At 63.9% G+C, this 14,753-nt stretch carries 12 protein-coding genes and 2 tRNA genes; 10 read left to right on the forward strand and 4 right to left on the reverse strand.

Features of this window, described 5'->3' with window-relative positions:
* Positions 1 to 73 precede the first annotated feature (73 nt).
* The gene (locus AB7Z56_RS19855; protein WP_007603495.1) at positions 74 to 412 is read right to left on the reverse strand and encodes a P-II family nitrogen regulator; all 339 of its coding nucleotides are present in this window, start codon (positions 410 to 412) and stop codon (positions 74 to 76) included.
* A 383-nt stretch (positions 413 to 795) separates the two neighbouring features.
* On the opposite strand from AB7Z56_RS19855, the gene AB7Z56_RS19860 reads away from it, so the two are divergent.
* Positions 796 to 2,295, forward strand: coding sequence for an NAD(P)H-hydrate dehydratase (locus tag AB7Z56_RS19860; RefSeq protein WP_354131593.1), 1,500 nt, complete (start codon positions 796 to 798; stop codon positions 2,293 to 2,295).
* A complete protein-coding gene (locus AB7Z56_RS19865; RefSeq protein ID WP_354131592.1) occupies positions 2,295 to 2,732 on the forward strand; it encodes a GNAT family N-acetyltransferase in 438 nt (145 codons plus the stop codon). The genes AB7Z56_RS19860 and AB7Z56_RS19865 overlap by 1 nt, the downstream gene beginning before the upstream one ends.
* A gap of 4 nt (positions 2,733 to 2,736) precedes the next feature.
* On the opposite strand, the gene AB7Z56_RS19870 is transcribed toward AB7Z56_RS19865, so the two are convergent.
* On the reverse strand, positions 2,737 to 4,053 hold the full coding sequence (locus AB7Z56_RS19870; RefSeq protein ID WP_354131591.1) for a multicopper oxidase domain-containing protein: 1,317 nt from the start codon (positions 4,051 to 4,053) through the stop codon (positions 2,737 to 2,739).
* Positions 4,054 to 4,207: 154 nt separating this feature from the next.
* Here AB7Z56_RS19870 and AB7Z56_RS19875 point away from each other — a divergent pair.
* The 6 genes from AB7Z56_RS19875 (at position 4,208) to AB7Z56_RS19900 (ending at position 11,818) form a co-directional block, all read left to right on the forward strand.
* A tRNA-Leu gene (locus tag AB7Z56_RS19875) sits at positions 4,208 to 4,292 on the forward strand.
* Between the two features lie 174 nt (positions 4,293 to 4,466).
* Complete coding sequence (tig, locus tag AB7Z56_RS19880; RefSeq protein WP_354131590.1) at positions 4,467 to 5,828, forward strand: trigger factor; 1,362 nt, start codon at positions 4,467 to 4,469, stop codon at positions 5,826 to 5,828.
* A 401-nt stretch (positions 5,829 to 6,229) separates the two neighbouring features.
* Positions 6,230 to 6,862 carry an ATP-dependent Clp protease proteolytic subunit gene (locus tag AB7Z56_RS19885; RefSeq protein WP_063982958.1) on the forward strand — a complete coding sequence of 211 codons (633 nt, stop codon included), beginning with the start codon at positions 6,230 to 6,232 and terminating at the stop codon, positions 6,860 to 6,862.
* 461 nt (positions 6,863 to 7,323) lie between these two features.
* Positions 7,324 to 8,595, forward strand: a complete 1,272-nt coding sequence (gene clpX, locus AB7Z56_RS19890) for an ATP-dependent Clp protease ATP-binding subunit ClpX (RefSeq protein WP_014494834.1) — start codon at positions 7,324 to 7,326, stop codon at positions 8,593 to 8,595.
* A gap of 324 nt (positions 8,596 to 8,919) precedes the next feature.
* Entirely contained in the window at positions 8,920 to 11,343 is a 2,424-nt protein-coding gene (gene lon, locus AB7Z56_RS19895) for an endopeptidase La (protein ID WP_441256403.1), read from the forward strand.
* A gap of 70 nt (positions 11,344 to 11,413) precedes the next feature.
* Entirely contained in the window at positions 11,414 to 11,818 is a 405-nt protein-coding gene (locus tag AB7Z56_RS19900) for a GFA family protein (protein WP_354112924.1), read from the forward strand.
* 93 nt (positions 11,819 to 11,911) lie between these two features.
* On the opposite strand, the gene AB7Z56_RS19905 is transcribed toward AB7Z56_RS19900, so the two are convergent.
* A tRNA-Val gene (locus AB7Z56_RS19905) sits at positions 11,912 to 11,988 on the reverse strand.
* A 433-nt stretch (positions 11,989 to 12,421) separates the two neighbouring features.
* Here AB7Z56_RS19905 and AB7Z56_RS19910 point away from each other — a divergent pair.
* Entirely contained in the window at positions 12,422 to 12,613 is a 192-nt protein-coding gene (locus AB7Z56_RS19910) for a hypothetical protein (protein ID WP_014494837.1), read from the forward strand.
* A gap of 180 nt (positions 12,614 to 12,793) precedes the next feature.
* Positions 12,794 to 13,654 carry a class I SAM-dependent methyltransferase gene (locus AB7Z56_RS19915; protein ID WP_354112923.1) on the forward strand — a complete coding sequence of 287 codons (861 nt, stop codon included), beginning with the start codon at positions 12,794 to 12,796 and terminating at the stop codon, positions 13,652 to 13,654.
* Positions 13,655 to 13,778: 124 nt separating this feature from the next.
* Here the strand turns inward: AB7Z56_RS19915 and AB7Z56_RS19920 are convergent, their stop codons facing one another.
* Positions 13,779 to 14,753, reverse strand: coding sequence for a cation diffusion facilitator family transporter (locus tag AB7Z56_RS19920; RefSeq protein ID WP_354112922.1), 975 nt, complete (start codon positions 14,751 to 14,753; stop codon positions 13,779 to 13,781).

Raw genomic sequence — 14,753 nt, forward strand, 5'->3', positions numbered from 1 at the left:
CACAAACAAAATCAGGCCGCCGAAGCAGCCTTTTTCTTGTCGGAGTGTCGCAAAATGCGGGATAGCACCCGGCTCAGATAGCGTCCAGCCCGGATTCGCCGGTCCGGATGCGGATCGCCTCTTCGATATTGGAGACGAAAATCTTGCCGTCGCCGATGCGCCCGGTCTGCGCGGCGCGGCGGATCGCGTCGATGGCGCGCTCGACCAGATCGTCGCCGATCACGATCTCGATCTTCACCTTGGGGAGGAAATCGACGATGTATTCTGCGCCGCGGTAAAGCTCGGCGTGGCCCTTCTGCCGGCCAAAGCCCTTGGCCTCGGTCACGGTGATGCCTTGCAGGCCGACTTCCTGAAGCGCTTCCTTCACCTCGTCGAGCTTGAATGGCTTGATGATGGCTTCGATTTTCTTCACTGCGCGCCTCCCGGCCTTTCGATCAAATAGCAACGTCTTCGTCAGGATGCGCTTTTCTTAACGCACGATCTTGTCTTCGCTATGCCGGGATGCCTGACCAACCCGGCAACAACGGCCGGCCACACCCTGATAGATTGCCAGTGAGCACGACGAACCGAAGCGGCTTCCTCGAAAGCAGGGTCTATGCCAAGTTGCAAATGCCCTGATTATTGGAGCGTTATCAGCCTTTTAACGCGCATCTCTGATAGGTGGAGCCGACTGGCTCAAAATACCGCAGACTACGAAATAGGCAATCGGTTCAATATCTGTGCAAATCGTTGTTCTGCCGGGTGGGTCTGTACGGAACGTGCCTGTTGAAAAGGCGTTTGGACCAGGGAAGTGGCATGGAAGTTCTGACCAACGCTGAAATGCAGCGCGCCGACCAGCTCAGTATTGCGGCAGGCACGCCCGGCTTCAAGCTGATGCTCAGCGCGGGACAGGCGGTCGCGGAGGCCGCCAATGCGCTGGTGGAGGAGGGGCCGATCCTGATCGTGGCCGGTCCCGGCAACAATGGCGGCGACGGTTTTGTCGCAGCCGCCGAACTCGCCGCGCAAGGGCGCGACGTCTCGGTGATCCTGATGTGCGAGCGCGACCAGCTCCAGGGTGACGCGGCCTCCGCGGCGCGCGGCTGGAAGCACCCGGTGCTGCCGTTCAATCCGCAGGCGATCGGAAAGCCCGCGCTGATCATCGATGCGCTGTTCGGCGCGGGCCTCAGTCGCCCGGTCGACGGCGAGGCGCATGCGATGATCGAAGCGATCAACGCCAACGGCGCCCCGGTGCTCGCGGTCGACCTGCCGAGCGGCATCAACGGCACCAGCGCAGCTGTGATGGGCGCGGCGGTGAACGCCACCGAGACCGTCACCTTCTTCCGCAAGAAGCCGGCGCATTTGCTGCTGCCCGGCCGTATGCATTGCGGCCACGTGCGCGTCGCCGACATCGGCATCGACGCACAGGTGCTGGACGAGATCGCGCCGCGGACCTTCGAGAACGATCCGGATTTCTGGGGCACCGCCTTTCCGGTGCCGCGCATCGACGGCCATAAATACGCACGGGGCCACGTGCTGGCGGTCTCGGGCGATGCCGCCGCGACCGGCGCGGCGCGGCTCGCCGCCCGTGGGGCTTTGCGGGCCGGAGCGGGCCTTGTGACATTGGCAACGCCGCGCGATGCGCTCGCGATCAATGCCAGCGCGCTGACTGCGGTGATGGTTCGCGCCTGCGACACAGCGGTCGAATTCGGCGCGTTGCTCGGCGACAAGCGCTACAGTACCTGCCTGATCGGACCCGGCGCGGGCGTCGGCGATCGCACCTGCGATCTGGTCCACACGGCGCTTCACGCGCAGCGGCATCTGGTGCTGGACGCGGATGCGCTGACGAGCTTTGCCGCAAACCCCGAGCGGCTGTTTGAATCGATCAAGTCCTCTGAGGACAGTGCGGTGGTGCTGACGCCGCACGAGGGTGAATTTCCGCGCCTGTTCTCCGACCTCAGCAACAAACATCCGGGCCGCTCGAAGCTGGAGCGCGTCCGCGCCGCGGCCGAGCGCTGTGGTGCGGTCGTGCTGCTGAAGGGGCCGGACACGACGATCGCCGCCCCTGACGGCCGCGCCACCATCGCCGCCAACGCGCCGCCCTGGCTCGCCACCGCGGGCGCCGGCGATGTGCTCGCCGGCATCATCGCAGGGCTCCTGGCGCAAGGCGTTCCGGCCTTCGAGGCCGCCAGCATCGGCGTCTGGATGCATGGCGAGGCGGCAAGCGAGGCTGGGCCGGGGCTGATCGCGGAGGACCTGACCGAGACGCTGCCGGCCGTGCACCGGCGGATCTATAGTGCGCTGGGGGTGGAGTATTAGTGCTCAGGCAGCTCGCACTCACCGATATGGGCGAGGCCGCGCAGGTCCATCGGATTGCGTTTGACCAGGCGATGCCGTGGCTGGTTGGGCTGCACACACCTGACGAGGACAGCTGGTTCTACCGCGAGCGCGTTTTCACGACGTGCCGTGTGTGGGGACGGTTCGATGATGGCGTCCTGAGCGGGATCATCGCCTTCCGCGAAGGTTGGGTCGAGCAGCTCTATGTGCTTCCCGCCGCCCAGGGGCGCGGCGTCGGCACAGAACTCCTCGATGTCGTCAAGCGGGCCAGCGACCAGCTGGAGCTCTGGACCTTCGAGCGCAACGCGCCGGCGCGGCGCTTCTATGAGGCGCGCGGGTTCGCACTGGTTGAGCAGACCGACGGGGCGCGGAACGAGGAGCGGGAGCCTGACGCTCGCTACCTCTGGACGGGGCGGTAGCCGCTCACTCCACCGCGTACCAGCGCACCAGCCGCGGCGCGGCCCAGTCGGTCACGACGGATTCGATCAGCCAGCGTCCGGGTGAGGTCGCCGCGAATGCGATGCGCTGGGTCTGGCCGGGCTCGATTGCGAGCGTGTCGAGCCAATAGGGCTTCCAGCCGTCGTCGAGCTTGTCGAGCAGGCGGAAATGATGGCCGTGCATTTGAAACACGGTCGTGGCCGGTCCGGGGTTCTTGAGGGCCAGCACGACGGTGCGGCCGGCCTTGGCGCGGAAGACGGGATTGGAGGAGACGGAGAAGCTTGCAGGCCGTGCCCAGCCGGCCTCGGGCGCGCCGAGCGCGACATCGAACCGCAGGGCGCCTTTGAGGTCGAGCTTCTCGGGGAGGTCGTTCAGGGGGAGCGGCTGTGGCGGCAACAGCGGCGCGCGCCGCTCGAGCTTGCCAGATATCGTGAGGCTCCCGACCTGGCGCGCCTCCTTGCCGTCATGCAACAGGAATGGGGCCGATGTGGCCGCGTCCACGAAGGCGTCGGCGCGTGCGCCGGGGGCGAGCACCAGGGCGCCGTTGCGCGCCGGGAATGGCTCGGCCGGCTGTCCGTCCAGGGCCATCACCTGGACCTCGTGGCCTTCCAATTTGATCGCCAGAACAGAACGTTGCGAGCCGTTGATAAAGCGCAGCCGCAGCCGCTCGCCGGCCGTGGCTGAGAGTTCGAACGAAGTCCGTCCATTGAGGGTAAAGAGCGGTGTCGCGTCCCCGGGGGCGCGGCCGGGCGGAAGCGCGGTCCCATCCGGCCGCAGGCGCCATTCCTCGATCAACAGGACCTCGTCGCGGTCGACAGGGACGCGATTTGTCTCGCCGGCGATGATCGGAAGCGGGCGCGCGGGCAGCTTCAGACCGTCTTCGAAGAGGCGGAAGTCGGCTGCCAAAGTTCCTGCATTTGGTATTGAAACAATTGAGGTTTCAGTCACATCCGGCGCAGTCGGCGTACGCCCTCGCAACGGGTCGGCCCCGGCCGGGCCATTCAGGCCGTACCAGACTGGCGCAAGCGGGACAGGCAGGTCGTTCCGGAAGACCACCTCGCAGCGGTCGCCTCGCTTGAGACGGACGTTGCCGATATGGCTTACGGCGGCCAGCTCCCAGATCGGTGTAGCCGGCTGACCCGGCCTGAGCGCCAGGGTTGCCGGCCTTGCCTGCAGGGCGAGCTGGGCGGTGACAGCGGGGGCCGCGCCGCCGGCGATCAACCCGGCTGCGGGGGCTGCAAGTCCAGCTCCAAGTCCGGCCAAAACCTCACGCCGGGTCGGGTCAGAGATCCGCGTTTTCATGGCTCGATGCGGACCATGAAGCGCTGGATAAGTCCAGCCGTCGCGCCTACTTAAAGCCTGTCTCTATCGGGCCATTTTTTTGCTGCGAACAGTCAGGCACATGCTATAAGCCCGGCCGCCCGCGGCATCGCGGCCGGTCTTGATGCAAATTCACGCGGGCGTGGCGGAACTGGTAGACGCGCTGGATTTAGGTTCCAGTGACGAAAGTTGTGGGGGTTCGAGTCCCTCCGCCCGCACCAAGCGCTTTCAGCGTTTGCACGGATTACCGAAGGGCTGCTTCCTCACGGAGTGTTTCCGGCGGAAGTGGTCCGATGAACCACCGGCGTTGAGGCGTCTTGCCTCGCGCCGGTTCGATTAATGACAGCGTCCCGACGCATGCGTGCCGGGGCCGAGCGAGAAGAAGATTGGACGCCATGCAGGTCACAGAAACCCTCTCGGAAGGTTTGAAGCACGAGTTCAAGATCAGCGTTCCCGCGTCTGATCTCGACGCCAAGGCTGGTGCCAAACTCGTCGATCTCAAGGACAAGGTCCGCATCAACGGCTTCCGCCCCGGCAAGGTGCCGGTCGCTCACCTGAAGAAGGTCTATGGCCGCTCGGTGATGGCCGAGACCATCGACCAGACCATCCGCGACACCAACACGCAGCTGTTCTCCGACCGCGGTTTCCGCCTCGCGACCGAGCCGAAGATCACCATGCCGACAGAGCAGGCCGAGGTCGAGGAGCTGCTCAACGGAAAAACCGATCTGACCTACACGGTCGCGATCGAAGTGGTGCCCGCGATTGCGCTCGCCGATTTCAAGAGCTTCCAGGTCGAGAAGCCTGTCGCCGACGTGTCCGACACCGATGTCGACGAAGCCATCAAGCGCATCGCCGACAGCAACCGCGGCTATGCGGCCAAGGCCGAGGGCGCCAAGGCCGAGTCGGGCGACCGCGTCACCATCAACTTCAAGGGCACCATCAACGGCGAAGTCTTCGAGGGCGGCACCGGCGAGGGCATCCAGGTAGCGATCGGTTCCAATACCTTCATCCCCGGTTTCGAGGAGCAGCTCACCGGCATCGGCGCCGGCGAGACGCGCACGCTGAAAGTGTCGTTCCCCAAGAACTACATGAACGACAAGCTCGCCGGCCAGCCGGCCGAGTTCGAGACCACCGCGACCTCGATCGAGGCGCCGCAGGACGTCGCGATCGACGACGAGTTCGCCAAGACGCTTGGCCTCGAATCGCTGGACAAGCTGAAGGAAGCCGCGCGCGAGCGTCTGGCTGCCGAGTTTGCCGGCGCGACGCGCCAGCGTGTCAAGCGAGCGCTGCTCGACCGCCTCGACGAGGCGCATCGCTTCGAAGCGCCGCCGTCGCTCGTCGACGAGGAATTCAATCTGATGTGGAACTCGGTCAAGGCCGAGATGGATTCGGCCGGCAAGACCTTCGCGGACGAGGATACCACCGAAGACAAGGCCAAGGACGAGTACCGCAAGATCGCAGACCGCCGCGTGCGGCTCGGCCTCGTGCTGTCCGAGATCGGCGAGAAGAACAAGATCACCGTGACCGACGACGAGGTCGGCCGCGCCGTGATCGAGCGCGCTCGCTCGATGCCGGGTCGCGAGAAGGAAGTCTGGGACTATTACCGCAACAACGCCCAGGCGTTGGCCCAGCTTCGTGCACCGATCTACGAGGACAAGGTCGTCGACTTCATCCTCGAGCTCGCCAACGTGACCGAGAAGAAGGTCTCGCGCGAGGACCTGTACAAGGACGAGGACGCGGAAAAGACCGCAGCCTGAAGGCTCTAGAGCGTTTTCGAGCGAAGTGGATACCGGTTCGCGTAAAGAAAGCGCGTCAAACTTAGAATCTAGAGCTCCGTTCCGATTCCATCGGAACGGGGCTCTAGGACAGCCTTCCATTAAGGATGATCAGCAAAGGGGCCCGGCTAGCCAACTGGCTGGCTGGGCCTGTTTGCGAGAATCAGCTTCAAGTGCCCCGTGGATTAAGCCTTAATTCGCTCCGCACTTGTCTGGCGCGAATTGGGCTATATCTGTCGGTACGCCCTGTACCCAAGTCTTATACCAAGCGTTCTACCTCTACCCACTTCCTGCATCACTGGCGTCCATCGGCCTTCCGGCAAATCCAGCCAAACTGGCAGCCAAGACTGGCAATGTCCGCCTCCTAAAACCCTAGGTGACTCATGCGCGATCCGGTTGAAACCTACATGAACCTCGTGCCCATGGTGGTCGAGCAGACCAACCGTGGCGAGCGCGCCTACGACATCTTCTCGCGCCTGTTGAAGGAGCGCATCATTTTCCTGACCGGGCCGGTCGAGGACGGCATGTCGACGCTGGTGGTCGCGCAGCTCCTGTTCCTTGAAGCGGAAAATCCGAAGAAGGAAATCTCGATGTACATCAACTCGCCGGGCGGCGTGGTGACGTCGGGCCTCGCGATCTACGACACCATGCAGTTCATCCGCCCGCCGGTCTCGACGCTGTGCACGGGCCAGGCCGCCTCGATGGGCTCGCTGCTGCTCTGCGCCGGCGAGAAGGACATGCGCTTCTCGCTGCCGAACGCGCGCATCATGGTGCACCAGCCCTCCGGCGGCTTCCAGGGCCAGGCCACCGACATCATGCTGCACGCGCAGGAAATCCTGAACCTGAAGAAGCGGCTCAACGAGATCTACGTGAAGCACACTGGCCAGACCTACAAGACGATCGAGGACGCGCTGGAACGCGACAAGTTCCTCACCGCGAACGACGCCAAGGAGTTCGGCCTGGTCGACAGGGTCATCGACAAGCGCGCCGAAGAGCCGGCGGCGAAACCGCAGTAACGCGAACGGGGCTGCAACATCGATCCCTGGAATACCTATGGGGATTTCTCGGGATCGTCAGGGCGACGTTCACGTTAACGGCGCACTACGCGGCGGCGCAAAAAACAGTCTTGCGCCCCGCGACAGGCAGAAAGTTCCGCTTTCGTGCTTGTTTTTCGTGGCAATCCAGCAACTCCGGGGCGATTTCGATCACTTCGTCCGTGCCAAGACGTGAAATCACGGTATTGTCACGGGTAGCCAGCGCCCCCTCGATTAGCGAATTCTTGATAGTCGGGTGACAGCATGGTTGGCTACGATTGATCGGCTATGATCGCGGAGAATCGAGTGACCGTGATTCGCACGGGATGTAACGCGTAGGGTCTTTTTTGGTACGGAATTTGCTCTATTTGAACTTCATACGGCATGCGTGCCGGAATGGAGCGATCGAGCGGAGCGGGATCGAACCGCGGACGGAGACATGAATGAGTAAGGTCGGCACGAGCGACTCCAAGAACACGCTGTATTGCTCGTTCTGCGGCAAGAGCCAGCACGAAGTCCGCAAACTGATCGCGGGTCCCACGGTCTTCATCTGCGACGAGTGCGTTGAGCTCTGCATGGACATCATCCGCGAGGAGAACAAATCCTCGCTCGTGAAGTCGCGCGACGGCATTCCGACGCCGAAGGAAATCTGCAAGGTCCTGGACGATTACGTCATCGGCCAGAGCCATGCGAAGAAGGTCCTGTCGGTCGCGGTGCACAATCACTACAAGCGCCTCAACCACCAGACCAAGCACAACGACGTCGAGCTCGCGAAGTCGAACATCCTGCTGATCGGTCCGACCGGTTCGGGCAAGACGCTGCTCGCGCAGACGCTCGCCCGCATCCTGGACGTGCCGTTCACGATGGCCGACGCAACGACGCTGACCGAAGCCGGCTATGTCGGTGAGGACGTCGAGAACATCATCCTGAAGCTGCTCCAGGCCGCCGACTACAATGTCGAGCGCGCCCAGCGCGGCATCGTCTACATCGACGAAATCGACAAGATTAGCCGCAAGTCTGACAATCCCTCGATCACGCGCGACGTGTCGGGTGAGGGCGTGCAGCAGGCGCTGCTGAAGATCATGGAGGGCACGGTGGCTTCGGTCCCGCCGCAGGGCGGCCGCAAGCATCCGCAGCAGGAGTTCCTGCAGGTGGATACCACCAACATCCTGTTCATCTGCGGCGGTGCGTTCGCCGGCCTCGAGAAGATCATCTCGGCGCGCGGGCGGTCGACCTCGATCGGCTTCGCCGCCCAGGTGCTCGCGCCGGAGGATCGCCGTACCGGCGAGATCTTCCGCCACGTCGAGCCTGAGGACCTCCTGAAGTACGGTCTCATCCCCGAATTCGTCGGCCGTCTGCCGGTCGTGGCGACGCTCGAGGATCTGGACGAGACCTCGCTGAAGAAGATCCTCACCGAGCCGAAGAACGCGCTGGTGAAACAGTACCAGCGGCTGTTCGAGATGGAGAACATCGAGCTGACCTTCGCCGACGAGGCGCTTGGCGCGGTCGCCCGCAAGGCGATCGAGCGCAAGACCGGCGCGCGTGGTCTGCGTTCGATCCTCGAGGCGATCCTGCTCGAGACCATGTTCGACCTGCCGGGCCTGGAAGGTGTGGAAGAAGTCGTGATTTCGCGCGAAGTCGTGGAAGGTACGGCCCGTCCGCTCTACATCTACGCCGATCGGTCCGATCGCGCCGTCGAGAACGCCAGCGCCTGATTTTCGGCGCTGGAACGCTCCAATCGTCTTTGATAGTAGCGGCTGCGGAATGGTTCTCCGCAGCCGATGTTGCGTCGCTTATACGCGTGCGTAAGCGCCTGATGGCGCGCGTCTTTCAATGACTTGACACCCCCCCGGTCGATAGCCACCTAATGTCGGCGGCGAGCGAGAATTCTCTTCAAGATTCGCCTCAGTTCCGATCCGGCAAGCCCGGTCCAACCTTCGAATGGTAGGCCGGTTTTCTGGATCACCTCGGCACCTTGTGGCGGTTGCGCATGAGCATGGCGGGCTGCGTGCAAGGGGGCAAAGCAAAAGGAAAAGGCCATGACTAATCCAAAACCCCGGCCAACCATCGTCCATGGCGAAACGCACGCCTATCCCGTGCTGCCGCTGCGCGACATCGTCGTCTTCCCGCACATGATCGTTCCGCTCTTCGTCGGTCGCGAGAAGTCGATCCGCGCGCTCGAAGAGGTGATGAAGAACGACGCGCTGATCATGCTCGCGACGCAGAAGAACGCGTCCGACGATGATCCGGCGCCCGATGCCATTTACGAGACCGGTACGCTCGCCAGCGTGCTTCAGCTCTTGAAGCTTCCCGACGGCACCGTGAAGGTGCTGGTCGAAGGGCTCGAGCGTGCGCGCGTGCAGAAATACACCGATCGCAGCGAGTACTACGAAGCGACCGCGATTGCGCTCGCCGACACCGATGCGAAGTCGGTCGAGGCGGAGGCACTGTCGCGCTCGGTCGTGTCCGATTTCGAAAGCTATGTGAAGCTCAACAAGAAGATCTCGGCCGAGGTCGTCGGGGTCGTGCAGGCGATCACCGATTTCGCCAAGCTCGCCGACACCGTTGCCTCGCATCTCGCCGTCAAGATTGCGGATCGCCAGCAAATCCTGGAGACGCTGTCGGTCACCACGCGCCTCGAGAAGGTGCTGGGCCTGATGGAGAGCGAGATCTCGGTGCTGCAGGTCGAGAAGCGCATCCGCTCGCGCGTCAAGCGCCAGATGGAGAAGACCCAGCGCGAGTATTATCTCAACGAGCAGATGAAGGCGATCCAGAAGGAGCTCGGCGACGACGACGGTCGCGACGAACTCGCCGATCTCGAAGAGAAGATCTCCAAGACCAAGCTCTCCAAGGAAGCGCGCGAGAAGGCGCAGCATGAGTTGAAGAAGCTGCGCCAGATGTCGCCGATGTCCGCGGAAGCGACCGTCGTGCGCAACTATCTGGATTGGCTGCTGTCGATCCCGTGGAACAAGAAGTCCAAGGTGAAGAAGGATCTGGAATCGGCGCAGGCGGTTCTGGATGCCGATCACTACGGGCTGGAGAAGGTCAAGGACCGTATCGTCGAGTATCTCGCGGTGCAGTCGCGCGCCAACAAGCTGACCGGACCGATCCTCTGCCTCGTCGGACCGCCCGGCGTCGGCAAGACCTCGCTCGGCAAGTCGATCGCGAAGGCGACCGGACGTGAGTTCGTGCGCGTCTCGCTCGGCGGCGTGCGCGACGAGGCCGAGATCCGCGGTCATCGCCGCACCTATATCGGTTCGATGCCCGGCAAGATCATCCAGTCGATGCGGAAGGCGAAGTCGTCCAATCCGCTGTTCCTGCTGGACGAGATCGACAAGATGGGCGCCGATTTCCGCGGCGATCCGTCTTCGGCGCTGCTCGAGGTCCTCGACCCCGAGCAGAATGGGACCTTCAACGACCACTACCTCGAGGTCGACTACGATCTGTCCAATGTGATGTTCATCACGACCGCGAATACGCTCAATATTCCGGGGCCGCTGATGGACCGCATGGAGATCATCCGGATCGCGGGCTACACCGAGAACGAGAAGGTCGAGATCGCGCGCAAGCATCTGATCCCGAACGCGGTGTCCAAGCACGGCCTGGACTCCAAGGAGTTCTCGATCGACGACGACGCGCTGCTGCTGTTGATCCGCCGCTACACCCGCGAAGCGGGCGTGCGTAATCTGGAGCGTGAGCTCTCCACACTCGCCCGCAAGGCGGTGAAGGAGCTGATGATCTCCAAGAAGAAGTCGGTCAAGGTCACCGAGAAGACTCTGGAAGAGCTTCTGGGCGTGCCGAAGTACCGCTACGGCGAGATCGAGAGCGAGCCGCAGGTCGGTATCGTCACGGGCCTTGCATGGACCGATGTCGGCGGTGAGCTCTTGACCATCGAAGGCGTCATGATGCCCGGCAAGGGCAAGATGACGGTCACGGGCAATCTGCGCGACGTGATGAAGGAATCGATCTCGGCGGCGGCGTCCTACGTGCGCTCGCGTGCGATCGTCTACGGCATCGAGCCGCCGCTGTTCGACCGGCGCGACATCCACGTGCACGTGCCGGAAGGCGCGACGCCGAAGGACGGTCCGTCGGCGGGCGTGGCAATGGCCACCGCGATCATCTCGGTCATGACCGGCATTCCGGTCCGCCACGATGTCGCGATGACCGGCGAGATCACGCTGCGCGGCCGTGTGCTGCCGATCGGCGGCCTGAAGGAGAAGCTGCTGGCTGCTGCCCGCGGCGGCATCAAGATGGTGCTGATCCCCGAGGACAACGCCAAGGATCTCACGGAGATTTCCGATGCGATCAAGGGCGGCATGGAGATCATCCCGGTGTCGCGTCTGGACGACGTCGTCGCCAGGGCGCTGGTGAAGAAGCCGGTGCCGATCGTCTGGGAAGAGGACACCAAGGTGACGGTGAAGCCGGACGGGGACGAGGCCGCCGGCGGACTGACCGCTCACTAAGGTTCAGCGAAAGATGATAAAACGGCGCCTTCGGGCGCCGTTTTTGTTTTGGGGGCAGGGGATCAGGGCGATGCAGATCGACGGGCAGTGCCATTGCGGGCAGATCACCTTTGAGGCCGAGGTCGACCCCGAGGCGGTGTCGGTCTGCCATTGCCGGGATTGCCAGACCCTGACGGGATCGCCGTTCCGGGTGACCGCGATCTGCACCAAGGCCGACGTGCGCGTGACCAGCGGCACGCCAAAAGTCTACGGCAAGCGCGGCGACAACGGCCGGATGCGTTTCCAGCACTTCTGCGCCGACTGCGGTTCCCCGCTGTTCACCAGCGGCGAGGGTGATCAGGCCGACGATTGGGGCATCCGCTGGGGCTCAATCCGCCAGCGCGACAAATTGCGGCCCATCAGGCAGATCTGGTGCCAGTCGGCGGCGGTGTGGATCGACGCGGTGCCGCTGCTGCCGGGGAGGCCGGGGGATTAAGGCTGGCTTGCCAAGCCGAAGCTCGCCGCAAAAAGCCCGACTTCGCCCGTTGGGATTCGGCGTGGCAGCCTGCGTCGCTGCGCGAGCGCAGGCTGGTGGGCGGTCACGGATTCGAACCGCGGACCCTCTCGGTGTAAACGAGATGCTCTAACCAGCTGAGCTAACCGCCCCAAGGCGCCTCTTTAGCCCTCCCGCGGGTGTTCGAGCAAGGCCCGAACGCATCGCAAACAGGGCTCGAGCAAGACCGCCTTTGTGATGATTGTCACAGGCGTCCGCCCGCGAGTCGGCCAATGTCCACCGCAATTCACGATGGAGGGGTGGCCAATGTGTGCTCTGCTGGACCTCATCTACCGACATTGTTGCCGGGCGTGTTTGCGCGAAGCGCGACGCATGAGCCGCCGCGGCTCGATCATTCCAATTTGGTAGTTCCGGCTGACGGCGCGCCGATTTGGCCGCTGGCGGCTGTCCTGCCTCGTTGCGCCTGGCATCGGACGCCCACGAGCCGCCCTCCAAGGGTCCAAAATTGCCCTTTTTCGGTCATCTTTTTGATCGCCATCCGAACCAACGTTACGGCTCCCTGTGGCAGCGTGGAGTATCGCCGTGATGAGTGATCTTCGCATCAAGCTGGAAAGGTACGAGTCGAAAGCCGCCCACTGCATGAAAGCGGCTCAAGAAGCTCCTGATGAGGCCGGTCGGGCCTTCTACGAGGAGCTTGCCAACTATTACGACGAGCTGGCAGCCGACTTTCGCCGCGTCCTCGCCAAGCGAACCGGAGTTTCGCTCGCGGCCGAATGATCCGGCATAGCGCAGGTCGGCAGTTGAAGACCTCGGCGGTCCGTCAACCTCTGACGCCGTGTCGTGCGGCGTGAACGCAAGAACGTCTCGCTGACAGGTGGACCGAACAGGCCGCCTCAGTTGACGGCGTCCTTGCTTTTCGGCATCGGGGTCTTTCGACCAAGCTGCCGGAGGGGATCCATGGAACAGCCAAGCGGACACGCAGAGAATGCCGACCAGATCGCCTATTGGAACGGTCCGAGCGGGCAGCGCTGGGCCGATCGGCACGCGGCCCAGGAGAGCCTGCTCGGCCCCATCGCCGACGTGCTGATCGATCGCGCCAGGCCGAAGCCGGGCGAGCGCGTGCTCGATGTCGGCTGCGGCTCCGGTGCGACGACGTTCGCGTTCGCGAAGGCTGTCGCGCCCGATGGCTTCGCGCTCGGCCTCGACGTCTCCGATCCCATGCTGTCGCAGGCGCGCGCGTTTGCGCCAAAAGGCCTGCCGCTCGATTTCGTGCTGGCGGATGCGACGGTGCATCCGTTCGAGCCGGCGAGCTTTGACCTGCTCGCCTCGCGCTTCGGCGTGATGTTCTTCGCCGATCCCATTGCGTCCTTCACCAACCTCCGCCGCGCGCTGAAGCCGACCGGACGGCTCGCCTTCGCCTGCTGGCGCGAGCCGAAGGAAAATCCGTGGATGATGGCGCCGCTGATGGCGGTCTACAAACATGTCCCGAAGATGCCACCGGTCGGGCCGGAAGAGCCGGGCCCGTTCGCCTTCGCCTCAGAGGAGCGCGTGACGCGCATCCTGAAGGGCGCGGGCTTCGTAGACGTGGCGATGGCGCCGCACAATCTCGCGATGGATGTCGCCATCGGCGGTGGTCTCGATGCCGCGGTCGAGGGCTCGCTCCAGATCGGCCCGGCCAGCCGCGCGCTCCAGGGCCATCCGCCGGAGACGTATGCTGCCGCAAAAGCCTCAATCCGCGAGATGCTGGCGCCGTTCATGAAGGGACAAAGCGTGGCGCTGCAGGGCGCGATCTGGATCGTCACGGCCAAGGCAGCGTAGGCGGCGCTCTACCCACCGTCATTGCGAGCGTAGCGAAGCAATCCAGACTGCCTCCGCGGAGACAGCCTGGATTAGCTTCGTCGCTTCGCTCCTCGCAATGACGACGTGGTTGGGCCTGTGAGTCCTAAACCACATCATCCGGCGCGAGCGCGCAGCCGTTGTCGGGATGCGTCTCGATCTGGAGCGTGGCGTGGCCGATGCGGAACGACGCCCTCAGCATCTGCGCCGTCTCCATCAGGAATGCATCGCCGGCCCCGGTGGGCATGACGAGATGGCAGGTCAGTGCCGTCTCGGTGGTCGAGATCGGCCAGACGTGGAGGTCGTGGATTCCCGAGACGCCGGGCCGCTCCAGCAGAAAGATCTTGATCGCGGCGATGTCGGTGCCCTTGGGCGCCGCCGCCATCGACATGTCAATGGAGCCGCGCAGCAGGCTGGTGGTGCTCCAGAGGATGGTGGCGCAGATGACGAGGCTGGTGACGGGATCGAGCCAGAGCCAGCCGGTCCAGATGATCAGCGCCGCCGAGATCACGACGCCGAGCGAGACCGCGGCGTCGGCCGCCATGTGCAGATAGGCGCCTTCGATGTTGATGTCGTCCTTGCGTCCGCGCGCGAACAGCATGGCCGTAAAACCGTTGATGAGGATGCCGATACCGGCGACCACCATCACGGTGACGCCTGCGACCGGCTCCGGCTCGCGCAGCCGCAAGATCGCCTCCCAGCCGATCGCGCCTGTTGCGACCAGCAGGAACACTGCATTTGCCAGCGCTGCCAGGATGGTGGAGGCGCGAAAGCCATAGGTGAAGCGGCCGCTCGGCGCGCGCCTTGCCGCGATCGACGCGCACCAGGCCACGACCAGGCCGAGCACGTCGCTGAGATTGTGGCCGGCATCGGCTAGCAGGGCGGTGGAGTTGCCGATATAGCCGTAGATCGCCTCGGCCACGACCAGCGCGGTGTTGAGCGAAATGCCGATCGCGAATGCCGTGCCGAAATCGGCGGGCGCATGGACATGCGCGTGGCCAGAACCGTGGTTATGCCCGTGATCATGCCCGTGGCCGGCATGATCATGGTGGTGATGACCGTGATGGTCGTGGCTGCCCAA

It is taken from the genome of Bradyrhizobium sp. 482_C4_N1_8 (assembly GCF_052075965.1).
GTDB classification, from domain to species: Bacteria; Pseudomonadota; Alphaproteobacteria; order Rhizobiales; family Xanthobacteraceae; genus Bradyrhizobium; species Bradyrhizobium barranii.

Bases quoted from the DNA above. Each gene is read 5' to 3' on its own strand.
- AB7Z56_RS19860 (WP_354131593.1), top strand. From the start codon at position 796: ATGGAAGTTCTGACCAACGCTGAAATGCAGCGCGCCGACCAGCTCAGT.
- AB7Z56_RS19870 (WP_354131591.1), bottom strand. From the start codon at position 4,053: ATGAAAACGCGGATCTCTGACCCGACCCGGCGTGAGGTTTTGGCCGGA.
- tig (WP_354131590.1), top strand. From the start codon at position 4,467: ATGCAGGTCACAGAAACCCTCTCGGAAGGTTTGAAGCACGAGTTCAAG.
- AB7Z56_RS19885 (WP_063982958.1), top strand. From the start codon at position 6,230: ATGCGCGATCCGGTTGAAACCTACATGAACCTCGTGCCCATGGTGGTC.
- clpX (WP_014494834.1), top strand. From the start codon at position 7,324: ATGAGTAAGGTCGGCACGAGCGACTCCAAGAACACGCTGTATTGCTCG.
- lon (WP_441256403.1), top strand. From the start codon at position 8,920: ATGACTAATCCAAAACCCCGGCCAACCATCGTCCATGGCGAAACGCAC.
- AB7Z56_RS19900 (WP_354112924.1), top strand. From the start codon at position 11,414: ATGCAGATCGACGGGCAGTGCCATTGCGGGCAGATCACCTTTGAGGCC.
- AB7Z56_RS19910 (WP_014494837.1), top strand. From the start codon at position 12,422: ATGAGTGATCTTCGCATCAAGCTGGAAAGGTACGAGTCGAAAGCCGCC.
- AB7Z56_RS19915 (WP_354112923.1), top strand. From the start codon at position 12,794: ATGGAACAGCCAAGCGGACACGCAGAGAATGCCGACCAGATCGCCTAT.